The organism is Sporosarcina sp. FSL K6-3508, from assembly GCF_038615825.1.
In the GTDB taxonomy this organism is placed as follows: Bacteria; Bacillota; Bacilli; order Bacillales_A; family Planococcaceae; genus Sporosarcina; species Sporosarcina newyorkensis.
Map to the genome: position 1 here is coordinate 1157731 of NZ_CP152016.1, position 25887 is coordinate 1183617.

At 44.2% G+C, this 25887-nt stretch carries 22 protein-coding genes and 1 other annotated feature (1 of these 23 only partly in view); of the genes, 20 read left to right on the forward strand and 2 right to left on the reverse strand.

Annotated features, from left to right (window positions below):
- Positions 1-81 (forward strand) — a binding site (T-box leader); it begins 136 nt to the left of the window's first position.
- Positions 82-156: 75 nt separating this feature from the next.
- From ileS to MKX97_RS05425, 16 genes are all read left to right on the forward strand, one after another.
- The gene (ileS, locus tag MKX97_RS05350) at positions 157-2916 is read left to right on the forward strand and encodes an isoleucine--tRNA ligase (RefSeq protein WP_078817802.1); all 2760 of its coding nucleotides are present in this window, start codon (positions 157-159) and stop codon (positions 2914-2916) included.
- A 141-nt stretch (positions 2917-3057) separates the two neighbouring features.
- Positions 3058-3537, forward strand: a complete 480-nt coding sequence (gene lspA / locus MKX97_RS05355; protein WP_009765576.1) for a signal peptidase II — start codon at positions 3058-3060, stop codon at positions 3535-3537.
- Complete coding sequence (locus MKX97_RS05360; RefSeq protein WP_342537137.1) at positions 3537-4445, forward strand: RluA family pseudouridine synthase; 909 nt, start codon at positions 3537-3539, stop codon at positions 4443-4445. Before lspA ends, MKX97_RS05360 begins: the two co-directional genes overlap by 1 nt.
- A gap of 224 nt (positions 4446-4669) precedes the next feature.
- Positions 4670-5218: a bifunctional pyr operon transcriptional regulator/uracil phosphoribosyltransferase PyrR gene (gene pyrR / locus MKX97_RS05365; RefSeq protein WP_009765574.1), complete on the forward strand. Its 549-nt coding sequence runs from the start codon at positions 4670-4672 to the stop codon at positions 5216-5218.
- A 20-nt stretch (positions 5219-5238) separates the two neighbouring features.
- Entirely contained in the window at positions 5239-6519 is a 1281-nt protein-coding gene (locus tag MKX97_RS05370) for a solute carrier family 23 protein (protein WP_342537138.1), read from the forward strand.
- Between the two features lie 60 nt (positions 6520-6579).
- Positions 6580-7458, forward strand: a complete 879-nt coding sequence (locus tag MKX97_RS05375) for an aspartate carbamoyltransferase catalytic subunit (protein ID WP_342537139.1) — start codon at positions 6580-6582, stop codon at positions 7456-7458.
- 1 nt (position 7459) lies between these two features.
- Positions 7460-8737: a dihydroorotase gene (locus tag MKX97_RS05380; protein WP_342537140.1), complete on the forward strand. Its 1278-nt coding sequence runs from the start codon at positions 7460-7462 to the stop codon at positions 8735-8737.
- Entirely contained in the window at positions 8737-9837 is a 1101-nt protein-coding gene (locus tag MKX97_RS05385; RefSeq protein ID WP_040758848.1) for a carbamoyl phosphate synthase small subunit, read from the forward strand. The genes MKX97_RS05380 and MKX97_RS05385 overlap by 1 nt, the downstream gene beginning before the upstream one ends.
- A complete protein-coding gene (carB, locus tag MKX97_RS05390; RefSeq protein ID WP_342537141.1) occupies positions 9830-13024 on the forward strand; it encodes a carbamoyl-phosphate synthase large subunit in 3195 nt (1064 codons plus the stop codon). Before MKX97_RS05385 ends, carB begins: the two co-directional genes overlap by 8 nt.
- Complete coding sequence (locus MKX97_RS05395; protein ID WP_342537142.1) at positions 13021-13800, forward strand: dihydroorotate dehydrogenase electron transfer subunit; 780 nt, start codon at positions 13021-13023, stop codon at positions 13798-13800. Before carB ends, MKX97_RS05395 begins: the two co-directional genes overlap by 4 nt.
- Positions 13797-14711 (forward strand): dihydroorotate dehydrogenase, encoded by a 915-nt coding sequence (locus MKX97_RS05400; RefSeq protein WP_009765567.1) that lies wholly within the window; start codon positions 13797-13799, stop codon positions 14709-14711. The genes MKX97_RS05395 and MKX97_RS05400 overlap by 4 nt, the downstream gene beginning before the upstream one ends.
- On the forward strand, positions 14708-15421 hold the full coding sequence (gene pyrF, locus MKX97_RS05405; RefSeq protein WP_078817795.1) for an orotidine-5'-phosphate decarboxylase: 714 nt from the start codon (positions 14708-14710) through the stop codon (positions 15419-15421). The genes MKX97_RS05400 and pyrF overlap by 4 nt, the downstream gene beginning before the upstream one ends.
- Positions 15418-16047, forward strand: a complete 630-nt coding sequence (gene pyrE / locus MKX97_RS05410) for an orotate phosphoribosyltransferase (protein WP_078817794.1) — start codon at positions 15418-15420, stop codon at positions 16045-16047. The genes pyrF and pyrE overlap by 4 nt, the downstream gene beginning before the upstream one ends.
- A 303-nt stretch (positions 16048-16350) precedes the next feature.
- On the forward strand, positions 16351-16551 hold the full coding sequence (locus tag MKX97_RS05415; protein WP_340758523.1) for a hypothetical protein: 201 nt from the start codon (positions 16351-16353) through the stop codon (positions 16549-16551).
- Positions 16552-17079: 528 nt separating this feature from the next.
- On the forward strand, positions 17080-17589 hold the full coding sequence (locus MKX97_RS05420) for a MepB family protein (RefSeq protein WP_342537144.1): 510 nt from the start codon (positions 17080-17082) through the stop codon (positions 17587-17589).
- A gap of 359 nt (positions 17590-17948) precedes the next feature.
- Positions 17949-18608 carry a DNA-3-methyladenine glycosylase 2 family protein gene (locus MKX97_RS05425; RefSeq protein WP_340758525.1) on the forward strand — a complete coding sequence of 220 codons (660 nt, stop codon included), beginning with the start codon at positions 17949-17951 and terminating at the stop codon, positions 18606-18608.
- Positions 18609-18698: 90 nt separating this feature from the next.
- Here the strand turns inward: MKX97_RS05425 and MKX97_RS05430 are convergent, their stop codons facing one another.
- Both MKX97_RS05430 and MKX97_RS05435 read right to left on the reverse strand, forming a co-directional pair.
- Positions 18699-18830 (reverse strand): hypothetical protein, encoded by a 132-nt coding sequence (locus MKX97_RS05430; protein ID WP_281250661.1) that lies wholly within the window; start codon positions 18828-18830, stop codon positions 18699-18701.
- Between the two features lie 116 nt (positions 18831-18946).
- On the reverse strand, positions 18947-20635 hold the full coding sequence (locus MKX97_RS05435) for an NFACT RNA binding domain-containing protein (RefSeq protein WP_340758526.1): 1689 nt from the start codon (positions 20633-20635) through the stop codon (positions 18947-18949).
- A 357-nt stretch (positions 20636-20992) separates the two neighbouring features.
- Here MKX97_RS05435 and gmk point away from each other — a divergent pair, with 357 nt between their 5' ends.
- The 4 genes from gmk (at position 20993) to priA (ending at position 25758) form a co-directional block, all read left to right on the forward strand.
- Positions 20993-21610: a guanylate kinase gene (gmk, locus tag MKX97_RS05440; RefSeq protein ID WP_009765562.1), complete on the forward strand. Its 618-nt coding sequence runs from the start codon at positions 20993-20995 to the stop codon at positions 21608-21610.
- A 3-nt stretch (positions 21611-21613) separates the two neighbouring features.
- Positions 21614-21838, forward strand: a complete 225-nt coding sequence (gene rpoZ / locus MKX97_RS05445; RefSeq protein ID WP_078817788.1) for a DNA-directed RNA polymerase subunit omega — start codon at positions 21614-21616, stop codon at positions 21836-21838.
- 304 nt (positions 21839-22142) lie between these two features.
- Entirely contained in the window at positions 22143-23360 is a 1218-nt protein-coding gene (coaBC, locus tag MKX97_RS05450) for a bifunctional phosphopantothenoylcysteine decarboxylase/phosphopantothenate--cysteine ligase CoaBC (RefSeq protein ID WP_340758527.1), read from the forward strand.
- A complete protein-coding gene (gene priA, locus MKX97_RS05455) occupies positions 23350-25758 on the forward strand; it encodes a primosomal protein N' (protein WP_221836157.1) in 2409 nt (802 codons plus the stop codon). Before coaBC ends, priA begins: the two co-directional genes overlap by 11 nt.
- The last annotated feature ends 129 nt before the right edge of the window (positions 25759-25887 follow it).

The window sequence follows — 25887 nt, forward strand, 5'->3', positions numbered from 1 at the left end:
GCCGTTACTAAGTGTCTAAGCGGCAATTGTATTGTACGATTGCAAGTAGGGTGGTACCGCGAGAATATCCTCGTCCCTTTTTGGGATGGGGATTTTTTTAATTTCCGAAAGCAATTAATGATACTTTGGACGTAATTTTATGGAGGAGGAATCGGAATGGAATACAAAGATACATTGCTTATGCCGAAAACGGAGTTTCCGATGCGTGGAAATTTACCGAATAACGAACCGAAAATGCAAGAGAAGTGGGATGAAGAGAATATTTATCAAAAAGTCCAGGAACGTACAGCGGGCAGACCGTTTTTTGTTCTGCATGACGGACCGCCGTATGCGAATGGAGATCTACACATGGGGCATGCCCTCAATAAAGTTTTAAAAGATATTATCGTTCGATATAAGTCGATGTCAGGATTCCATGCTCCATATGTACCAGGCTGGGATACACATGGCTTGCCGATTGAGCAGGCCCTTGTCAACAAAGGCGTGGACCGTAAAAAAATGAGCGTTGCGGAATTCCGTAAAATGTGTGAAGACTATGCGTATGAGCAAATCAATAATCAACGCACACAATTTAAACGTTTAGGTGTACGTGGTGATTGGGAAAATCCATATATTACGTTAAAACCTGAATTTGAATCTCGTCAAATTCAAGTATTCGGTGAAATGGCGAAAAAAGGGTATATCTATAAAGGGTTAAAACCTGTTTATTGGTCCCCTTCAAGTGAATCTGCTCTAGCGGAAGCCGAAATCGAATATAAGGATAAGAAATCACCATCTATTTACGTCAGCTTCCCAGTCCGTGACGGCAAAGGTGTACTTGCAGAAGATGTAAAATTCCTAATCTGGACGACAACGCCTTGGACGATTCCAGCAAACCTTGGTATTTCGGTTCATCCAGCATTCACTTATGCAGTAGTGAATGTTAATGGTGAAAAACTCGTTGTGGCGAAAGAGCTAGTGGAGTTTTTGGCGAAAGAGTTAGAGTGGGAAAACTACTCAATAGAGCAAGAATTGCCAGGTGCGGATCTTGATCGTATCGTTGCGAAGCATCCATTCTATGATCGCGACTCACTTATCATGCTTGGGGAGCACGTAACAGCAGATGCAGGAACAGGCTGTGTCCACACAGCGCCTGGTCACGGGGAAGACGACTTCTATGTGTCCAAATCTTATGGCATCGACGCGTTATCTCCAATTAATGACCGCGGTGTGATGACAGAAGAAGCACCTTATTTTGCAGGTATGTTCTATGAGGATGCGAATAAAGCTGTAACAGAGAAGTTGGAAGAAGTAGGCGCGCTTAAAAAGCTTTCCTTTATCACACACTCGTATCCGCATGACTGGCGGACGAAAAAGCCGGTTATTTTCCGTGCAACAGCTCAATGGTTTGCTTCGATCGAATTGTTTAGAAGTGACTTGCTGGAAGCGATCCGAAATACGAAGTTTACTCCATCTTGGGGTGAAACGCGTCTATTTAACATGGTTCGTGACCGTGGAGATTGGTGTATTTCTCGTCAACGTGTGTGGGGGGTTCCGATTCCTGTGTTTTATGCGGAAAATGGAGATGCCATTTTAACGGACGAAACGATCAGCCATGTGGCTAAATTATTCCGGGAGCACGGTTCCAATGTTTGGTTTGAACGTACAGCAAAAGAATTATTGCCTGAAGGCTTCACTCATGAAGGAAGTCCAAACGGTGAGTTTACAAAAGAAACGGATATCATGGACGTTTGGTTTGATTCTGGGACGACGCATCAAGGCGTGCTAGAAGAGCGTGACGACCTTGTCTATCCAGCTGATCTGTATCTGGAAGGTTCTGACCAGTATCGCGGATGGTTCAACTCGTCATTGACAACAAGCGTTGCGATTAATGGTATCGCACCATATAAAGGCCTTTTAAGCCACGGTTTCACGCTGGATAAAGATGGCCGTAAAATGAGTAAGTCTCTTGGCAATGTCATTGTGCCGGCGAAAGTCATCAACCAATTGGGCGCTGACATTGTGCGTCTATGGGTTTCATCTGTTGACTATACGGCGGACGTTCGAGTATCTGATTCCAACTTTAAGCAAGTTTCGGAAGTATACCGTAAGATTCGTAATACAATTCGTTTCTTGCATGGTAACGTAGCCGATTTTGATCCGTCAGCAGACCGTGTATCATTTGAAGAAATGCGCCCAGTTGATCAGTATGTCTATGTGAAGCTTCAAGACTTGATCAAAGAGGTACGTACTGCATATGATCACTATGAATTTGCAGGTGTTTATCATGCGGTTAATAATTTCTGCACAGGCGTCTTAAGTTCTTTCTACTTGGATATCGCAAAAGATGTCGTGTATATCGAAGGAGTCAACCACCCGCATCGCCGCGCTATGCAAACGGTTATGTATGATACGTTGATCACATTAGTCAAACTAATCACGCCGATCTTACCGCATACAGCAGATGAAATGTGGAACTACTTGAATGTGAAGGAAGCAGACAGTGTACAATTGACAGATATGCCAGAAGCAGATGAAAAAGGCGAGGTAGCAGATAAACTGCGCGAGCGCTTTGATCATTTGATGGCTATCCGTGATGATGTATTGAAAGCGTTGGAAGAAGCGCGAAATGCAAAAGTCATCGGTAAATCACTCGAAGCAAAAGTCACCGTCGTACTTCCAGAAGATCAACAAGGTCTTCTTCAAGCAAGCGATATTGACTTCGCTCAGTTCTTTATTGTCTCCACTTTTGAAGAAAGCAAAAATACTGAGCTTCCGAATGCCCTGAAACTAGACCGTGCAACTGTACTAGTCGAACCGGCGGAAGGCGAGAAATGTGAACGTTGCTGGACCATCTCTACAACTGTAGGAGAAGATACAACTCACCCGGCATTATGTGCACGATGCGCATCCGTTGTGAAAGAGAACTATGCGTAAGCAATCTTGATGCAAAAGCCATCATCATCTACTCAAGGATGACGATGGCTTTTGCTTTTGATCAATGAAAATTGATAAGAGTAAATTAAGCAGGTTTTGTGGTAAAATGAATAAGACATTTGCTGGACGGAGGTAGACGAAGTGATCGTTTATTATGCAATCGCTGCCCTGGTCATAGGATTGGACCAATTGACGAAGTGGCTAGTAGTGAAGAATATGGAGCTCGGCGAACAAATATCTATATGGGATCCTTATTTTGGCTTCCTTTCGCACCGTAACCGAGGTGCAGCGTGGGGAATGCTGGAAGGGAAAATGTGGCTATTTTATATTGTAACCATTGTCGTTGTCGTAGCTATTATTTATTTTTTTCATACAGAAGGGAAAAAAGATCGGCTTCTTGGTGTCAGCTTGATGTTATTGCTTGGCGGAGCGATCGGAAATTTCATCGACCGATTATGGAGAGGTGAAGTCGTTGATTTCGTAGATGTACTGATTCCTGTCATCCGCTACGACTTTCCGATTTTCAATGTGGCAGACGCTGCCCTGACAATTGCCGTCGTATTAATCTTATTACACGTAATACTCGATGAGAAAAAGAAAAAGAAAAAAGGTGTCTCTTAATGGAAAGATTTGAATATGAAATTACAGAAGAAACAGCTGGCAATCGAATTGACAAAGCACTCGCTTTACTACAGCCTGATTGGTCTCGGACACAGATCCAGCAATGGGTGAAAGATGAACGCATCCAAGTGAATGGCAGCTTCATGAAATCGAATTATAAAGTGAAAACTGGAGATGTTGTCTCTGTAGAACAGCCAGAACCTGAGGCATATGATATTGAAGCAGAAGACTTAAATCTCGAAATCGTTTATGAGGATCAAGACGTCCTTGTGGTCAATAAGCCAGTCGGAATGGTCGTACATCCTTCCCCTGGACATCTATCGGGAACGCTGGTCAATGGATTGATGCATCAGTGTACGGATCTGTCGGGGATCAACGGTGTGATGAGACCGGGTATTGTACACCGGATCGATAAAGACACATCTGGATTGTTGATGGTCGCAAAAAATGATAAAGCACATGTATCGTTAGTTGATCAACTCGTGGAAAAATCCGTCAACCGTGTTTATACGGCTCTTGTTCACGGCCATATTCCTCACGATAATGGAACGATCGACGCGCCGATCGGCAGAGATCCGCGAGATCGTCAAAAAATGGCAGTAGTGGATAACGGTAAAAACGCAGTGACCCATTTTAAAGTATTAGAGCGTTTTGGCGACTATACATTGGTCGAATGCAGATTGGAAACAGGGAGAACGCATCAAATTCGTGTCCATATGAAATACATCGGTTATCCGTTAGTTGGCGATCCAAAATACGGTCCGAGGAAAACAATTGATTATGGCGGACAAGTCTTACATGCTGGAACGGTTGGTTTCCAACATCCTTCTACAGGTGAGTACATGGAGTTTACGGCTCCGTTGCCTGAAAATTATCAACAGTTGCTAAATGAATTACGTGCACATTAAGCGTTGACAAATACAAACGGCTAGCTGTATACTCGATAAAGCAATTGAATAGCGATACCTTTAAAGTCAGTCCTGTGAGGCTGGGAAGGTTGCACGGAAATACATGAGACTTACTGCGGTAAGAATCACTGTATGCTTTTTTCTGCACGTCTGCCCTCCTGTCTACTCTGACTGGAGGGTTTTTCTTATGGATAAATACACATAACGGAAAGGGGAACTAAAAAATGGCAGAGAAAGCAACGATACTAGATGATCAAGCGATCACACGAGCGGTAACAAGGATTGCACATGAGGTCATTGAGAAAAATAGAGGGATTGATGATTGTATAGTGGTCGGCATCAAAACGAGAGGTGCAATTTTAGCTAAACGTTTAGCCGAAAAGATTGAGCAAATCGAAGGCAAGCCGATCAAGACGGGAGAACTCGATATCACCCTATATCGTGATGATCTTCAGTTGAAACATGAACAGGCGGAAGCATTAGTGCAGCAAGTAAATATAGCGCACGATGTTTCAGATCAAAAAGTAATTTTAGTTGATGATGTGCTGTATACAGGACGAACGGTTCGAGCAGCACTCGATGCAATTATGGATCTTGGAAGACCTTCATCAATCCAATTGGCTGTACTCGTGGACAGAGGACACAGGGAATTGCCGATTCGGCCGGATTTTGTAGGGAAGAACATTCCGACTTCGAGTGAAGAACGAGTTGTTGTAAGCATGACAGAAACGGACGGAACAGACGGAGTAACGATTCATACACGCACATTATAAGCGGCTGGAGGACAGGATAAATGAGTGAAAAAGTATTAGATGTAAATGAAAAACCGCAACCGGTGAGATGGCTGGCATTGAGTTTGCAGCACATGTTTGCGATGTTCGGCGCAACAATTTTAGTGCCTCAACTTGTGGGATTAAGCCCGGCAATCGCTTTACTGACAAGCGGTATAGCCACACTCGTATTTATCGCAGTGACGAAGTTTCAAGTGCCTGCATACTTAGGTTCTTCCTTCGCCTTTATCATCCCAATTCAGATTGCGACCACAACTGGCGGAATCGGCAGTGCGATGATCGGGAGTATGTTCGTCGCATTGGTCTACGCGATTGTCTCTCTTTTGATATGGAAGACGGGCTATCGCTGGATCATGAAAATTTTACCGCCGATTGTTGTCGGACCTGTCATCATGGTCATCGGATTGGCAATTGCACCAACCGCCATCAACATGGCCAGTATGATTCAAGTGGATGGTCAGGATGTATACAGCGGCTTGCATTTTTCAGCAGCCTTGGTAACACTTGCTTCAGCGGTTTTCTGCTTAATGTTCTTTAAAGGTATCATCAGTTTAATGCCCGTGTTGATCGGAATTGTAGTCGGGTATATTTATTCAGCAGCGATTGGGATCTTGGACTTCAGCCAAGTTGTCGAGGCGAAGTGGTTTGCAGTGCCGGACATGCTGATTCCCGGTGTGGACTATTCGTTTGTAGTGACGCCGACCTTACTGATTATTATGGTACCGATTGCGATCGTGACGATTGCAGAACATATCGGACACCAGCTTGTGCTGGGTAAAGTGGTGGAACGGAATTACATCGATAATCCAGGTTTGCATAGATCATTGCTCGGCGATGGGATTGGCACATTGATCAGTGGAATGGTCGGAGGTCCGCCAAAAACTACTTATGGAGAAAATATTGGTGTGCTGGCGATCACTCGTGTATATAGTGTTTACGTAATTGTCGGAGCTGCAGTATTTGCGATATTCTTCTCTTTCTTAGGAAAAGTAATGGCCTTGATCGCCACGATACCTCAAGCAGTGTTAGGCGGAATTTCCATTCTGCTGTTTGGTATCATCGCTTCTTCTGGAATGCGTATGCTGATTGATCACAAAATCGATTTTGACAATCAACGGAATTTGGTTATCGCATCGATTATTTTAGTAATTGGAATCGGCGGAGCTACAATCAAATTCAGCCCGACTTTTGAAGTAGGCGGGATGGCGTTAGCGGCGATTGTTGGAGTAGTACTCAACTTGGTGTTGCCAGGGAGAAAAGACGATACGTTAATGGATGAATAAAAGAAATTAGATAGAATGAATTGCAATAAATGCCTGCACTTCATGAGGGAGGAACATCCGATGGAACATTTAGTTTCAATGAAAGACCTGACAGTGGAAGAAATCATGTTGATACTTGATCGAGCGGCGATTTTTAAACGCCTGGGCTTCCGTGAACTGCCAGGAACCTACACTGTGTGCAATCTGTTTTTCGAGCCGAGCACAAGAACAAAAACGAGCTTTGAAATGGCGGAACGAAAAGTTGGAGCGCAAATCATCCCATTTGAGACTAGTTTCTCCAGTACATTAAAGGGGGAAACGTTATATGACACGATCCGAACGTTGGAGGCAATCGGCTTGGACGCACTTGTTATCCGGCATCCGTCCGATGGCTTTTATGAAGAATTGATTGATCGAACGAATGTAGCGATCATCAATGCGGGTGACGGTTCAGGTCAACATCCGACACAATCTTTATTGGACCTTTTCACAATCCAGGAGGAGTTCGGAAGTTTCGAGGGTCTGAAGGTGCTGATTGCAGGAGATATCTCACATAGCCGTGTGGCGCGGTCCAACGCAGAAGCTCTGCAGAAACTAGGTGCCGAGGTCACATTCCTCTGTCCGCCAGAATGGGCAGGAGAATTTGAAAGTGTGAATAACTGGGATGAAGTCATTGAAACGAGCGATGTTGTCATGCTTCTCCGTGTACAGCATGAACGCCATAATACAGAAATGGCCTATACGAAAGCGGCTTATCATGAACAGTACGGTTTGACAGTAGAACGCGCAGGCAGAATGAAAAGCGAAGCAATCATCATGCATCCGGCACCTGTCAATCGAGATGTGGAGATCGCGGATTGCTTAATTGAAAGTCCTCAATCACGTATTTTTAAACAAGTCGAAAACGGCGTCTATATTCGAGCAGCTGTTCTAGAATTAATTTTGAAGGGGCGGAAATAACATGAACACTTTAATTCAAAATGTCCAAATGGTAAGCGAAGAAGGCCAGATCGTAGTAACAGATGTGAAAATCTCAGAAGGAAAGATTACAGAAATCGGCAGCCAGTTACCGACAGCTGATTGTGAAATCATTGAAGGACAAGGGTTGTTGCTATCTCCAGGTCTGATTGACGTACATGTCCACTTGAGAGAGCCGGGTGGGGAGCATAAGGAAACGATCGCAACTGGAACGGCAGCTGCAGCAAAAGGCGGGTATACAACGATTTGTTCGATGCCTAATACACGGCCAGTGCCGGACACGATTGAAAATATCGAAAAAATTAATAAATTGATTGAAGATAATGCGAAAATTCGCGTGTTGCCATACGCATCTATCACCATTCGAGAAGCTGGAAAAGAGCGGACCAATCTTGCGGAATTAAAAGAACATGGCGCATTTGCTTTCACAGATGACGGAGTGGGCGTTCAAGAAGCAGGAATGATGTACGAAGCAATGCAAGATGCTGCGGCTATCAATATGCCGATTGTAGCGCACTGTGAAGACAATACATTGATCTATGGCGGCGCGATGCACGAAGGGACGCGCAATAAAGAGCTTGGGTTGCCGGGTATCCCATCCATCGCAGAGTCAGTACATATTGCGAGAGATATTTTATTAGCAGAAGCAGCAGGCGCGCACTACCATGTTTGCCACGTCAGCACGAAAGAATCCGTACGGACGATTCGTGATGCGAAAAAAGCTGGAATCCATGTGACAGGGGAAGTAAGTCCGCACCACTTGTTGCTAACGGAAAACGATGTGCCGGTGGATGATGCTGACTGGAAGATGAATCCTCCACTGCGCTCTGAAGAGGACCGCGAAGCATTGCGTCAAGGGTTGCTAGACGGTACATTGGATTGCATCGCTACGGACCATGCACCACATACGGCAGAGGAAAAATCTGTCGGATTCGCGAAAGCACCATTTGGCATCACTGGATTCGAAACAGCATTTCCTTTATTGTACACACATTTCGTAAAACCGGGTCACTGGACTCTGAAGCAATTGCTTGACTGGATGACGATTAAACCGGCAGAAGTATTCGGTTTGCCTTATGGAAAAATTGAAGTAGGAGCAACAGCTGATTTAGTTTTAATTGATTTGGAGAAAGAGCAAAAAATCGATCGTACAACGTTTGTGTCAAAAGGGAAAAACACGCCATTTGACGGCTTAGATTGCACTGGATGGCCTGTAATGACAATTTTCGGTGGAAACATCGTTTGGAAGGATGGTCAATGATGAAAAAAAGATATTTAGTTTTAGAAGATGGCTCTATTTTTGAAGGGAAAGCATTTGGAGCGGATAGTGCTTCATTAGGAGAAGCTGTATTTGCAACAGGAATGACCGGTTATCAGGAAACGATCTCTAACCCTTCAGGCTGTGGACAAATCGTCGTCATGACGTATCCCTTAATCGGAAACTATGGCATCAACCGGGATGATTACGAATCCATTGATCTGGCGATTAATGGTTTAGTCGTCAGAGAATTAACGGAAGAGCCGTCCAACTTCCGCAGTGGAATGACGTTAGGTGATTTGCTTTCATTAAAAGGTATCCCGGGAATCCAAGAAATCGATACAAGAAAACTGACCCGTCTACTGCGCGATAAAGGTGCATTAAAAGGAAAACTAACTGCTGCTGGCGAAGACATCAATTTGGATGAGGTCCTGGCAGAAGTTCAAGGCTATGAAGTGCCGACGAACCTTGTGGCAAAAGTTTCAACTAAACGTCCATATCCAAGCCCGGGCTTAGGGAAACGTGTAGTCGTCATCGATTACGGAATCAAGCACGGCATTTTACGTGAACTGAATAAGAAGGATTGCGATGTCATTGTCGTGCCTTACGATACATCCGCTAAAGAAATCCTAGCGCTGTTCCCAGACGGCATTTTATTATCAAACGGTCCTGGGAATCCGCAAGATGTCGAAGGTGCTGTTGAGACAATCAAAGAATTGCTTGGCAAGAAACCAATCTTCGGTATCGGGCTGGGCCATCAATTATTTGCACTCGCGTGCGGAGCAAAAACAGCTAAAATGAAAAACAGCCATATTGGCGGCAACTATCCGGTAAAAGATTTGGAGACAAACCGTACCGATCTGACATCACAAAGTCATGGCTATGAAGTGCTGGAAGATTCTTTAGCAGGAACTGGCCTAATAGTTACACATAAAGCGTTGAATGATGGCTGTGTTGAAGGTGTAAGCAGTGAGCAATATGAAGCTTTTTCTGTACAGTTCCATCCTGAAGCTTCACCCGGACCACAAGATGCAAGTTATTTATTCGATCGTTTCATTCAGCAAATGACTGCAAGCAACCGAAAGGAGAATACCAATGCCTAAACGTCAAGATATAAAATCCATCCTCGTCATCGGCTCAGGTCCGATTGTCATCGGCCAAGCCGCAGAATTCGACTATGCAGGTACACAAGCATGTCTTTCCTTAAAGGAAGAGGGCTACCGCGTCATTTTAATCAACTCGAATCCAGCTACAATCATGACGGATACAGAAGTTGCAGATAAAGTATACATTGAACCGATTACTCTAGATTTCGTCAGCCGAATCATCCGCAAGGAGCGTCCTGATGCACTGCTGCCCACATTAGGCGGACAGACAGGCTTGAACATGGCGATCGAACTTCAAGAATCAGGAATTTTGGATGAACTTGAAATTGAGATTCTTGGTACAAAACTGGATGCGATCCATAAAGCAGAAGATCGCGACTTATTCCGTAATTTAATGAATGAAATGGGCGAACCTGTTCCGGAAAGTGACATTATTCATAACCTTGAGGAAGCTTATGCATTCGTCGGAAAAATAGGCTATCCTGTGATCGTTCGCCCAGCATTTACGCTTGGCGGAACAGGTGGAGGTATTTGTCACAACGATGAGGACTTAGAAGAAATTGTGGCGAGCGGCCTGAAATATAGTCCAGTGACTCAATGTCTACTTGAAAAATCCATTGCAGGCTTTAAAGAGATCGAATATGAAGTAATGCGCGACTCGGCGGATAATGCCATCGTCGTATGTAATATGGAGAACGTCGATGCTGTAGGGATCCATACAGGCGATTCCATCGTTGCTGCTCCATGCCAGACATTGACGGATCGTGAAAATCAAATGCTGCGTAACGTGTCATTACGGATTATCCGTGCCTTGAAAATTGAAGGCGGCTGTAATGTTCAGCTGGCACTTGATCCACATAGCTTTGATTATTACATCATTGAAGTGAATCCACGAGTGAGCCGTTCATCTGCACTGGCTTCCAAAGCAACAGGTTATCCAATTGCGAAACTGGCTGCGAAAATTGCTGTTGGTTTGACGCTGGATGAAATGATGAACCCTGTTACCGGTAACACATATGCTTGCTTTGAGCCAACGCTTGATTATGTTGTGACGAAAATTCCACGCTGGCCTTTCGATAAGTTCGAATCCGCTAAACGGAATCTTGGTACTCAGATGAAAGCAACCGGTGAAGTTATGGCGATGGGCCGTACTTTTGAAGAGTCCATCTTAAAAGCAGTTCGTTCACTCGAAACTGGTCAATTTGATCTTTCATTGCCAGGCGGCAGCGAGATGTCGGATGAATGGATCGAAAAACGAATCCGTAAAGCTGGTGATGAGCGCCTATTCTTCATAGGTGAAGCATTGCGCCGCGGTGTGACGATTGAAACGCTGCACGAATGGAGTGCAATCGACTTATTCTTCTTACGAAAATTTGAAAATATTGTGCGCTACGAACAGACATTGAAAGATCATCCATTTGACCAAGAAGTTGCTCACAAAGCAAAGCGTCTAGGATTTGCAGATGCGATTGTGGCGCAACTTTGGAATACGACAGAACGTGAAGTCTATAACTGGAGAAAAGAGCAAGAATTGATCCCTATCTATAAAAAAGTAGATACATGTGCGGGTGAGTACGAATCCGACACTCCATACTTCTATGGTACGTATGAAGATGAAAATGAATCTGTAAAATCTGATAAGAAAAGTGTTGTCGTTCTTGGTTCCGGCCCAATCCGTATCGGTCAAGGCGTGGAGTTTGACTATGCAACGGTGCACTGTGTCTGGGCGATCCAAGAAGCAGGCTACGAAGCGATCATCGTCAATAACAACCCAGAGACTGTTTCAACTGACTTCTCCATCTCTGACAAGCTATATTTTGAGCCGCTGACAATTGAAGATGTCATGCACATTATCGATTTAGAGCAGCCGGAAGGAGTCATTGTACAGTTTGGAGGACAAACGGCGATTAACTTGGCGGCTGAACTGGAAGCACGTGGTGTGAAGATTCTCGGGACGTCTCTTGAAGATATCGACCGTGCGGAAAACCGTGACAAGTTCGAACGTGCGCTTCACGAAATCGGCGTTCCCCAGCCACTTGGAAAAACGGCGTTATCTGTTCCGGAAGCAGTTGTGATAGCCAATGAAATCGGCTATCCAGTACTCGTTCGTCCTTCTTACGTATTAGGTGGTCGTGCGATGGAAATCGTCTATCATGAACAAGAATTGCTGCAATACATGGAAAATGCGGTGAAAGCAAGTCCTGAGCATCCAGTATTAATCGACCGTTATTTAACAGGTACAGAGATTGAAGTAGATGCGATCTGTGACGGCGAGACGGTATTGATTCCAGGAATTATGGAACATATCGAACGCGCAGGCGTACACTCAGGTGACTCGATCGCTGTCTATCCGCCGCAAAATCTTTCCCAATCAATGATCGAAACGATTGCGGATTACACGAAGCGTTTGGCTCTAGGGTTGAATATCCGAGGGTTGCTCAATATCCAGTTCGTCATTTCGGAAGGTCAGGTATATGTCATTGAAGTGAACCCGCGTTCCAGCCGGACAGTACCATTCCTAAGTAAAATCACGAATATTCCAATGGCCAATGTCGCTACCCAGTCAATTTTAGGTAAATCAATTGCACAACAAGGCTTTACAGACGGACTTGCAGACGCTCCAGAGGGTGTCTATGTAAAAGTACCAGTCTTCTCCTTTGCGAAACTGCGTCGTGTAGATATCACGCTCGGACCTGAGATGAAATCGACAGGTGAAGTAATGGGGAAAGACAGCACTCTCGAAAAAGCACTTTATAAAGGCTTAGTCGCTGCAGGCATGGAAGTGAAGGAATACGGTTCGGTCTTGATGACGGTTTCCGATAAAGATAAAGAAGAAATTATTGAAATCGCAGAACGCTTTGTTCAAATCGGCTACCGCATCTTAGCTACAGAAGGAACAGCTAAAGCACTTGAACAAGCAAACATCGAAGTGAAAACTGTCGGCAAAATCGGAACGGAAGGCCCGACATTGATTGATGTCATCCAAAAAGGACAGGCACAGTTAGTGATCAATACACTGACAAAAGGTAAACAACCTGCTCGTGACGGCTTTAGAATTCGCCGTGAATCAGTAGAGAATGGAGTTCCTTGCTTCACTTCCATCGATACAGCAGCTGCAATGCTTTCTGTCATCGAATCGATGACGTTTCAAACAGCCGCGATGCCCAAGCAGGTGATTCAATGATCATTCAAGATTTGATGACAGTTGGATCGCAACAGAAAATCGCGAAAAATATCTTTGAAATGAAACTCACTGGAAAGCTGGTCGGAGAAATTACTTCTCCGGGCCAGTTTGTCCATATCCGCGTATCCGATTCATTTGAACCATTGTTGCGACGTCCCATTTCGATAGCGGAAGTCAATGTGGAAAAAAATGAAATGACGATTATCTATCGTGCAGAAGGACATGGCACTGGATTGCTTTCACAAAAGCGAGCAGGGGATATCGTCAATGTGTTGGGTCCGCTTGGAAATGGCTTTCCTGTCAATGAGACGGCTTCAGGTCAAACGGCTGTGCTGATCGGTGGTGGCATCGGGGTACCGCCATTGTACGAACTGTCTAAGCAGCTGACGGCAAAAGGTGTCAAATGCATTCATATCCTAGGCTTCCAATCAGATGACGTCGTGTTTTATGAAGAGCAGTTTGCTACACTAGGCGAAACGTATATTGCGACAGTCGATGGAAGTAACGGCACAAAAGGATTTGTTACGAATATTATGGGCGAGCTAACTGACGAATTTGAAACATTCTATAGCTGCGGACCAATGCCGATGCTCGATGCAGTCCAAAAAGCATATGTGCATAAAAAAGGATTCTTATCATTTGAACAGCGCATGGGCTGCGGTATCGGCGCTTGTTTCGCTTGTGTGTGCCATACAAATGAAAACGCGACAGACAAAGCCTATGTCAAAGTATGCTCCGACGGTCCAGTATTTCCAGCAGGGGTGGTGCAAATATGAGTAGATTAGCAATTACATTACCAGGACTCGAATTAAAAAACCCGATCATGCCGGCTTCCGGATGTTTCGGTTTTGGGAAAGAGTACGGCAATCTCTATGATCTTTCTCAACTTGGTGCGATCATGATTAAGGCAACAACACTTGAAACGCGTTACGGAAATGCGACACCTCGAGTAGCGGAAACAGCTTCTGGTATGTTGAATGCAATCGGTTTGCAAAATCCAGGCTTGCATGGTGTTCTTGAAAATGAATTGCCATGGCTTGAACAGTTCGATGTTCCGATCATTGCCAATGTCGCGGGTTCCGAAACAGCGGACTACGTGGAAGTGGCAAAAGAAATTTCCAAAGCGCCGAATGTTCACGCGTTGGAACTGAATATTTCGTGTCCGAATGTCAAATGTGGCGGCATCACGTTCGGTACGGATCCTGAAATTGCGAAAGAGCTGACTGCAGCCGTGAAAGCTGTGTCTTCCGTGCCTGTCTATGTGAAATTGTCACCAAACGTAGCGGATATTAAGTCTATGGCAATCGCAGTGGAAGCAGGCGGAGCAGACGGCATCACGATGATCAATACATTGGTCGGCATGCGTCTGGATGAAAAAACAGGTAAGCCGGTTATTGCCAATAAAACAGGTGGTTTATCAGGTCCTGCCGTGAAGCCTGTAGCGATTCGTATGGTTTATGAAGTAAGCCAAGTCGTCAATATTCCGATCATCGGAATGGGGGGGATTACTTGTGTGCAAGACGTTGTCGACTTTTTATCTGCAGGAGCGAGTGCAGTGGCGGTCGGCACAGCGAATTTCGTAGATCCATTTATTTGTCCAACTCTTATTGAACAGCTTCCAGGGAAATTGGATGAATTGCAAATAGATCATATTTCAGAATTGATCGGAAGGAGCCATCGTCTATGAATAGATCTCCCATCATCGCGCTAGATTTTAATTCAGCAGAAAAAACATTTGATTTCCTTAAAGCATTCGATCATTCGGTCAATGTCAAAGTTGGAATGGAATTGTATTATAAAGAAGGTCCTGCGATGATCGCCCGCTTGAAAGAAGAAGGCTATTCCATCTTCTTGGACTTGAAACTGCACGATATCCCGAATACCGTCAAATCCGCGATGAATGTCTTGGCTTCGCTTGAAGTCGATATGGTCAATGTTCACGCGGCTGGCGGGAAAGCTATGATGGAAGCGGCACTGGAAGGTTTGGATATCGGTACGCCAGCAGGCAAACAGCGTCCCGCATTAATTGCCGTGACGCAGCTCACTTCAACAGATGACCGCCAAGTACGAGAAGAGCAATTGATCGGCGTCCCGCTTCAGCAATCCGTAGAACATTATGCGAAGCTTGCTTCATCAGCTCATTTGGACGGCGTCGTTTGTTCGGTACAAGAAGCGAAGATAATTGAAGAAGTTTGTGGTAAGGAATTTTTCAAAGTGACACCAGGGATTCGATTAGCACAAGGTGATGTCCACGATCAGAAACGTGTCGCGACCCCTGCTAAAGCGAGACAGGAAGGCTCTACACATATCGTCGTTGGACGTGCTATCACAGGGGCAAAAAATCCAAGTGAAGCGTATGAGTTAGTAAATACTTTATGGGAGGGAACCCCTCAATGACTAGAGAAAAAGAAGTAGCTCAAATTTTATTGAATGTCGGGGCTGTTGCCTTGAATCCGAAAGAACCATTTACGTGGGCATCAGGTATCAAATCGCCAATCTATTGTGATAACCGCTTAACAATGGCGGATCCAGTTGGACGAAAAGAAATCGCTGAAGGTCTTGCGGCTTTGATCCGAGTTCACTATCCGGAAACAACGGTGATCGCAGGGACAGCGACAGCAGGGATTCCGCATGCGGCGTGGGTGGCAGATATACTCAAGTTGCCGATGGTCTATATCCGTTCTTCCGCCAAAGCACATGGCAAGAGCCGTCAAATTGAAGGCAAGATCGAGCCGAACGCAAAGGCAGTCATCATCGAAGACTTGATCTCAACAGGCGGTAGCAGCTTGAACGCAGCGAACGCTTTGCTGGCTGAAGGCGTAGAAGTATGCGGCATCGTCTCTATTTTTACATACGAACTTCAAAAAGCGGATGAAAAGTTTGCAGAAGCTAAACTTTCATACCACAGCCTGACGAACTTCGCGGCTTTGGCGGAAGTGGCAAAAGAAGAAGGCGCAATCGAAGAGGAATCCATGAATGAATTAACGGAATGGCATACGAAATTGAAGCAGGGTACATTGTAATAAATAAAGGACTGTCAGGGAAATCGTGGATTGATTCGCGGTTTCTCGTGGCGGTCCTTTTGTTTTATGTTTACTTTACGGCAAAAGCAAATTAATGAAAAGTTAGAGATTATTTTAGTTGAAGTCCGATGAATTTAAAGAAGTTTGGTAGAATGGTATTAGATTGGTAAAAAAAATTGATGTTTAGTAAAGTGACTAATTTTTGCGTGTGAAATTCCACTTAAAGGGACGTGCTTGAGTGAGAATAAGATCCTTTAATATTCGATTAACGGAGCGTATCCTTGATAAGGAGGAATCACTTGTATGAATAAGTGGGGAGGTTTTTCTTTTCTGCCGGTTGTTGCAAGCATTATATCGTTTTTTATTCTAAGAGGTCCGAATACAGACTTGCCGTTAGTAATTATAATTTTAGGTTCACTTTCTCTTTTTGCAATAATTTTTGATAATGGTGTAATGTTAATTTTAGTAAATTTTTTATTGCTGACAGACGGAATATCTGTTTAGCTTTTCCTTTTTCATTAAAGAGTACATTTATGAAAAGATCTCTACTAATTTAGTAACAGACTATTTAAAAGGATGAATTAGATTGCAAAATAAATTTAGGAAAGCTCAAGAGATAAACTTATATTTGGAGTTTGTAGAGGCATCGCAGAATACTTTGGGATGTCTTCTCTCGGCATGAGGATTCTCTTTTTGGTTTAACCGGCAAAGTAGCGTGACCAGACGAGATAATGGAGTAGCATGAAGGAGGAGAAATTCCTATGAACACTGAAAAGCGTTGTCCAAGTTGCAATGGGAACGAATTTAGAGAAGGAACAGATTTTATGCCAATTAAATCGAAAAAATCTTCATTCAGTGGATCAAATAAAATCTATACTTTCTGCTTGAATTGCGGAGAAGTTGTCTCTATCAGAATAGAAGATCCGAAAAGGTTCGTCTAACAAAGTGTGAATAGCTCAATTAACGAAGGCTTTTAAAGCGTCAGTATTGCAGCAATCGAAGCCATGTTGTTTGATATTTAGGAGTGAAGAAATGAATGATTTTTTTACATCATTAACTCATGTAAATAAAATGATTTATGAGTCGAATCACTTAACTGTAAAGTCAGTTCAAGAAGAGAAGCAAAATTCGAAGTATGGTGCTGGTACATTTCAATTATCTTCTAAAACAATTCGATTCAGAGTTGCGAATATTACACCTGCCAAAGCCGGGCAGTTTGTTGCATTTTGGGAAAAAGACGAAAATAATAAAAATCAACCCTACTCATATGAGGAAGCCCCTGATTTATTAGTTATAACTACCTTTAAAAATGAAAATGAGTTTGGACAATTTATCTTTCCGAAAGAAATTCTTTTAAAACAAAACATTCTTAGGTCTACTTCAACAAAGGGCAAAATGGCAATAAGAGTTTATCCTAGCTGGGATAGTCCAAGTAGTAAACAAGCGATGAAAACTCAAAAATGGCAGTTACCTTATTTTGTTGATATGTGTAATCCAAATAAATTATCCTTAGAAAAAATAATAGAACTGTATTCCCTTTAATCCTCTGTAAACGAGCGCGATTGTTTAACAAAACTTCTAAGCAGAGTCTGACTTGATTGGAAAGGGAGGCGGTGAAAAGCAAAAATATGCTCTTAGCGCTATGCTTTTGTTTGCAAAAGCCGTTCTTCGTTACGGCTTTTCTTGCAGGATCAACAGAAATCAAAGATTCTCAGGCTGTATATTGGTTGTAAGATTAAAATCATGGTTCTGTTAAAGGAGTTCACTGTATTAAAAGTTGGTTTGGTATTTTCCTTAATCTGTTCCATGATCTCTAGTGAACTAGTAACGAAACGTGGATTGCTTACAGGCAGTCTTCGTTTTCTATGTAAAGCCTTGAATGGAGACAGGAGATGAAATAAGTGTGCACACTGTATATTCGTACACAAGATGAATCAGTTCGGTTCATCACCAACAGCGATCCATTGATGAAAAAGATGATTACATTTATTGGTGATATTGAAATCCCTTTACGGACCGACTACCTTTCCTCCATTGTCCGTTCCATCATTGGCCAGCAAATCTCCGTCAGTGCAGCCAGTGCAATTTATGAGCGTCTTCTGAAATTGCTTGGCGGAAGTGTCACAGTGGAGGGGGTGCTTGCGAAGTCAGAAGAGGGGTTGAAGCAGGTTGGTTTAACAACGAGAAAAGCAGAGTATGTAAACGACTTGGCAGAGAAAATAGCAGCAAATGAGCTGGATCTTAACCATATAGCGGAATATAGCGATGAATCCATTATGGAGCAGTTAATTAATGTCAAGGGGATAGGAAAGTGGACAGCAGAGATGTTTCTGCTTCTGTCTCTTGGCCGTGGTGATGTGCTTGCCGTAGACGATGTGGGAATTCAGCGTGCTGCCGAATGGTTGTACGGGGTGGATAAATCGGAACGGCGGAGCATTCTGGTCGAAAAATCCCCGCTTTGGAAACCGTATCGTTCTGTCGTGTCGTTTTATCTATGGGAAGCAATTCATCTGGGGCTTATTAAAGAGTATAAATCAGTCGATGAGCTAGAGGTGCAATGAATATGGTGTGAAAATGTAAAAGGGTCTGTCCCGAAAGTCCAAAACTGCTTTCGGTGAAATTCCAATTTTGCGCGGCCAGTAAATAAAATATTACAACGCGCCAAAGTATGCGGCAACCGCACCAATATAGCATTGAACAGAACCAAACTCCTTTCGAACCGCTCCAATCTGTAACTTAACCGAACCAATCCACGATCCAACCGAACCAATATAGCCAAGCACCGCACCTTTTTCCTGTTCATCATCCGACCGAATTAATTAAATCCTCCCCCTCATACAAAAAGCCCGAAAAGTCAGGTGGCAATGACTTTTCGGGCAGCCTTTTTATATAATATTACTCACTTCCGCAGTTTACGGACTAAATCTTCATCAGGCGTAACAAACACGGTTTTCTGTTCAAAGTAAATAACAAATCCAGGTTTTGCACCGGAAGGTTTCTTCACATGCTTAATCTCGGTATAATCGACCGGTACAGAAGACGACTCACGAGCCTTACTGAAATAAGCGGACAGCCCAGCTGCTTCTTCAATCGTTTGTGCGTCTGGCTCTGCATCATGGATGACGACGTGCGAGCCAGGTATGTCTTTTGTATGCAGCCATACATGATCCCGCGCAGCCATTTTGAACGTCAAATAATCATTTTGCTTATTATTCTTCCCGACGGAAATTGGAACTCCAGTCGAGGAAACAAATGCTTCCGGTGCCGGTTTCTTTGGCTTTACCTTCTTTTTGCTTCTTCTAGCACGCATAAATCCAAGTTCGACCAATTCTTCACGTATTTCTTCTATATCAATTGGGGAAGCTTGATATACTTGCTGCCGTACCATCTCAAAGTATTCGATATCTTCTTTCGTCTTTTCTAGCTGCTCCGCAATTCGGACGAGTGCGGTTTTGGCTTTCGAATAACGGGAGAAATAATTCTGGGCATTATCAATAGGTGATTTCCGCGGATCAAGCGGAATCGTGACGGTGGTGCCTTGCTCATAATAATTTTCTACCGTCACTTCCTTATCGCCTTTTTGCATTAAGTAATTATTCGCTGTCAATAACTCACCGTACAGTTTTAAGGTATCCAAGTTTTGAGCCGTCTGCTGTTCTTTTTGCAGTTTTTTTGTCTTATTTTCAAGCTTCGTAATTTCATTGGACAACCAGCGTTCCAAATCAATCGCTTGGGACTTGACCCTCTCTCGCTCTGCTCTGGCAAAATAGACTTTGTCGAGTAAATCACTCAATGTAGAAAACGTTTGAGTTGTGCCGGGCGCGTGTGTCAATTCCACAGCGGAGAATAATGTCTTTCGATCATTCTCCACTACAGTAGGCTTCATTGAATCTGCGTTGAAACTGTCTAAAAAAGATCTCCAAACGCAAAATGGCTGCTCCTGATTTTGTTGGAGCCGATACAGTAGTTCGGCAGCAGTCAGGGGAGAAAAGCCAGCGAATTGCTGGACAACATCTCTCGGCTCCTGCAGGTTAGGCAAGACATCCATAAATTCATTTTCTAAGACTTGAAAAGGATCCAGTTTATCTTGTGGAGGTGCCGGGATATACGGCTGTCCAGGCAGAATCGTCCGGTAACTGTTCACGGAAGGCGGCAGATGCTTCATACTGTCGATAATCAAATCGCGCGAAGCATCCAGTAAAATTAAATTACTGTGTCTGCCCATGATCTCAATAACCAGTTTTCGTTCAATCTGATCGCCCAGTTCATTTCGAGCCTGAACTTGGATACTGACAATCCGGTCTGTCTCTTGCTGCTCAATGGACGTAATCATTCCGCCCTCAAGCTGCTTCCGTAACACCATGCAAAACAACGGAGGCTCGGACGGATTCGTCAACACCTCATTCGTCAATTGCATCCTCGAAAAAGAAGGATGCAGTGAAACTAATAATTTATGATTTTTATTATTTGCCCGGATCTGAAAAATAATTTCCTGCGAATTCGGCTGATGAATCTTCGAAATCCGGCCAGACTTCAACTGCTGCAACTCGCTTACAATCGCTTTCGTAAATAAACCATCAAATGCCATACGGATTCCTCTTTCATTTCGTTTTGTTCCATTTTAGCACTCATCGTATGAATATGGTATAATATGAACAGATTGCACACATGGGCCTGTTCGGTCAGATTAAATAATCTGAATGGAATAAATCACTTTATTGTACGCTGTTGTTATTGAAGCTTTTTAGGAACAGAAGCGTATCTAGTTGATTGGAGCGGAAGACGGGCGACTCCTGGGGGATCAGCGTGCGCCTTGAGAACCCGCAGGAGCAAAGCGACGAGGAGGCTCAAGCCACGCCCCCCGGAAAGCGTCCCGTCTGGAGTGGAAATCAACGGTGCGGGGACAGCATGCCGTGTAAATGAATACATAACAAAGAGGGATTATATGTACAAACATCGAGGACTCCTAATCGTCCTTTCAGGTCCATCCGGCGTAGGTAAAGGAACCGTTCGTAAAGAACTCTTCTCAAGCCCGGACACCAACTACGAATACTCCATATCGATGACCACTAGAAACCCGCGCGAAGGCGAAGTGGACGGCGTCGACTACTTCTTCAGATCACGGGAAGTATTTGAACAAATGATCCAAGAAGGGAAACTTCTGGAGTATGCCGAATATGTAGGAAACTACTACGGCACGCCACTCGACTACGTCAACGAAACACTCGACGCAGGCCGCGATGTATTTCTCGAGATAGAAGTCGTCGGTGCTGCACAAGTTCGTGAAAAAGTACCAAATGGTTTATTTATCTTCTTGGCACCTCCAAGCTTGAGTGATCTGGAAACTCGTTTGATCGGAAGAGGTACAGAAGCATCCGATATCATTGCCGATCGAGTATTAAAGGCAAGAGAAGAACTTGAAATGATGCACTTGTACGATTATGTAGTCGAAAACGACGAGGTCTCCAAAGCATGTGATCGGGTCAATGCAATTGTTACAGCAGAGCATTGCCGCAGAGAACGTGTGGAAAAGAGATACTTACAAATGTTGGAGGGAGAATAAACTATGTTATATCCATCAGTTGATTCACTAAAAGGGAAAGTAGATTCTAAATACACATTGGTCACGCTGGCTGCGAAACGTGCGCGTGAACTACAGGAAAAACGGAACGAACTCTTACATAAGTATCGTTCAGAGAAAAGTGTCGGCAGAGCGTTAGAAGAAGTGGCTGCTGGGGTCTTGATCAACCAACAAGCGGATGAATCAATTATTTACGAAGACGAAGTTTGATTTGAAATCAATTACGCTTTGGCGTAATTGCGTCCAGATTTTGAATCGAGCGTGCTCGATTAAATCCTTTCAAAATCTGTGACATCCGCCGGAGGCATAGGCCTACAGGATGTAGCGTTTCTAGCCTGCGTTCTCCTATTGGTCAGCGGGCGTTTGAAATCCCACTGAACAGGATATTTCCACATTCATCTCACCACCTATTGAGGTGAGAGTTTTTGCTGAATAAAGATAAAACTACTCCCTTGGAATTCAACCGTTCTCAGGGAGTTTGTTATTTTTTGAAAGGAACAGGGGGCACCTAATTATGATAAATAATAAAAATGTCTTGCTTTGTGTGACGGGTGGAATTGCAGTCTATAAAGCAGTCGCACTTGTCAGCAAGCTATCTCAGGCAGGCGCAAACGTTAAAGTCGTAATGACGGATTCAGCGAAAGAATTTGTGCAGCCATTATCATTCCAAGTGATGTCAAAAAACGATGTGTATTTCGATACATTTGATGAAAAAGACTCTCGTGTGATTGCACATATAGATCTTGCGGATTGGGCGGATTTGGTATTAGTGGCGCCTGCTACGGCGAATGTCATCGGCAAACTGGCAAACGGGATCGCGGATGATATGGTCACTACAATTTTACTTGCTACTGAAGCGGATGTTTGGATTGCACCCGCAATGAATGTACATATGTACGCCCATCCCGCTGTTGTAAGGAATATTGGGCAACTCCATTCGGACGGCTACCGCTTTATTGAGCCTTCGGAAGGTTTTTTGGCCTGCGGTTATGTGGGGAAGGGGCGTTTGGAAGAACCAGAACGTATTACGGAACTGGTAAGCCAGCATTTTACGCAAGGCCATTATCAACCGCTAAAAGGGAAAAAAGTCGTGATTACTGCGGGGCCGACACGTGAACGAATTGATCCGGTTCGCTATGTTTCGAATTTCTCCAGCGGTAAAATGGGTTATGCGATGGCGGTAGCAGCGCAAAAGCTTGGCGCGGAAACCGTTCTCATTTCAGGTCCAGTTGAATTGACTGTTCCTTCAGGCGTCCAAATAATCCATGTCGAGAGTGCTGCCGATATGTACGATGCAGTGCTCAGTCAATTTGACGATGCTTCTATTGTCGTGAAATCCGCGGCAGTTGCAGATTACCGTCCAAAATCGGTACATACTCAGAAAATGAAGAAAAAAGCAGGCGACGACGTGCTCGAATTGGAGCGTACGACAGATATATTGAAATCGCTCGGAGATCGGAAAGAACATCAGCTATTGATAGGCTTTGCAGCTGAAACGACGGATGTCATCGCATATGGTCAAAAAAAATTGGAGTCTAAAAATCTGGATTATATCATCGTCAATGATGTGACCGATCCGGGTGGCGGCTTTGGCAGTGATACGAATGTTGTCACACTGCTTTCCAGAGAAGGAGAAGCCACTCCGTTTACTGCCATGCCAAAAGATCAATTGGCGGTACGTTTATTTGAAACGATACTTCAGCAAGAAGGCGGCAAGTTAGATGATCGCTGAAGTCATTGTCGATGTAGCGGCTTATCCGATCGATCGTCCGTTTGATTATGCTGTCCCGGCAGAGTGGGAGAGCGTCATGGAGCCGGGCCTGAGAGTGAAAGTGCCATTCGGCCCTCGAAAAGTCGTCGGATATGTCACAGCAATCAAAATGCATAGTGAACTGGATTCTGGCAAGATTAAACCAGTGTTGGAGATAATAGATTTAGAGCCGGTCCTATCCACGGAACTGCTGGCATTGTCAAAATGGATGGCAGCTGAAACGATTGCCTATGAAATCGATGCGCTCCAAGTGATGCTGCCGGCAGCGATGCGTGCGAAATATGAGAAAATCATGCGTGTAGTCAAGCCAGAATTGCTCGACGATTCATTCCGAGAGTTTTTAGGAAATCGAGAGCAAGTATCGTTGAAGGCTTTTCAGGATGCTCATTTATTGAATGAAGTGAAGAAGTATAGTGAACAAGGAATTGTTCAGATCGATACGGCGATCCAGCAGAAAACCAAGATGAAAAAAGTTCGGATGATTCATATTCCGGACACAGCACACTTGGAATCCGCTTTGGAAGAGACACATTCAAACGCTAAAAAACAAGTGGAATTATTGCAGTGGTTGCTTCTACATCCGTCGAAATCGATGGAAGCCAGCGAAATCATGAATAAATCAGGCGTTAAAGCAAACGTCTTGAAAGCACTGCTCGATAAACAAGTCATCGAACAATCCCAAGTGGAAGTTTACCGTGAATTGGATGCACCCAAAATGCGGGACAGCGGGAAGCCTGAGCAGCTGACAGATGAGCAACAGTCCGCATTGTCAGCGATTGAACAAGCTAGTGATAAGAAGAAGCAAGAAACGTTCCTATTGCATGGAATCACAGGCAGCGGGAAAACAGAAGTCTATTTGCAAGCGATTGACCATGTGTTGAAAAAAGGCAAGGAAGCAATTGTGCTAGTTCCTGAGATTTCTCTGACACCACAAATGACCGCTCGATTTAAAGGGCGATTCGGTGAGTTGGTCGCAGTGCTGCATAGTGGATTATCGTCTGGCGAGAAATATGATGAATGGCGCCGGATCCATCGAGGCGAAGTAAAAGTGGCAATCGGAGCCCGTTCAGCTGTTTTTGCACCTTTTACGAATTTAGGTCTGCTCATTTTGGATGAAGAACATGAATCAACCTATAAACAAGAAGAGTCCCCGAGATATCATGCGAGAGATGTAGCGATTTGGCGAGCTGATTATCATCGCTGTCCAGTCATACTCGGAAGCGCTACGCCGTCGTTGGAATCGTATGCACGCGCAACTAAAGATGTTTATACATTATTGACCCTAACAAAACGTGCAAAACTACAGGCATTACCAGAAGTTCAGGTCGTCGATATGAGAGAAGAACTGAAGACAGGAAATCGTTCGATGTTTTCTGTCGCACTGGCGGATGGTATTCGGCAACGGTTGGAACGTAAAGAACAAATCGTGTTGTTGCTGAATAAACGCGGCTTCTCGAGTTTCGTACTATGCCGTGACTGCGGTACGGTAGTGGAATGCCCGAATTGTGATATTTCATTGACCTATCATCGTTCAAGTGAAAGTTTGAAGTGCCACTATTGCGGTCATGAGCAGCCTGTGCCGATCGAATGCCCGGAGTGTGCAAGTGAGCATATCCGGTTTTTCGGCACAGGTACGCAAAAAGCACAGGAAGAGTTGTATAAGCTAGTACCTGAAGCGCGCGTAATTCGAATGGATGTAGACACGACCAGTACGAAAGGCGCCCATGAGAGGTTGTTGCATGATTTCGGTGAAGGAAAAGCAGATATTCTGCTGGGTACACAGATGATTGCCAAGGGACTGGATTTCCCGCGTATTACACTTGTTGGCGTATTGGCTGCCGATACATCACTTCATTTAGCTGATTTTAGGGCTGCGGAAAAGACGTTTCAGTTGCTGACACAAGTGAGCGGCAGGGCCGGACGGGATCAGCTGCCGGGAGAAGTAGTGATTCAGACATACGATCCAGAGCACTATGCGATTGAATTATCGAAAACTCAAGAGTACGTGCCGTTTTATGAATTGGAAATGGATAGAAGAAGACAGCTGGGCTATCCGCCCTATTATTTTGTGACGGTTGTGCAGTTCAGCCATGAGGATGTACTGAAGGCGGCTGATTATGCACATAAAGGCACGAGTTTCCTAATGGAACAGCTGTCTTCCGAGTCCGTGATTATTGGACCGACCGCTGCAGCAATCAGTCGCCTCAACAATAGATATCGTTATCAATGTTTGGTAAAATACAAACAGGAACCTGCGCTCGTACCGGTTTTACAAAAGTTATTAAAACATTACAAAACCAGCTGGGCAAAAGACGGATTGGTTATGTCCATAAACCGTGAGCCGACAGCTATTTTTTAAACAAAAGTTCAAAGCGCCGTTTAGCCTCGACAGGCGTTGGAGGGCTTATCGACAAAGTTGAGTTCTTTGCAACTTTTCGAAAAGACCGAAACGACCCGAGAGGCTGGGGCTTGGAACTAGACGAATCAA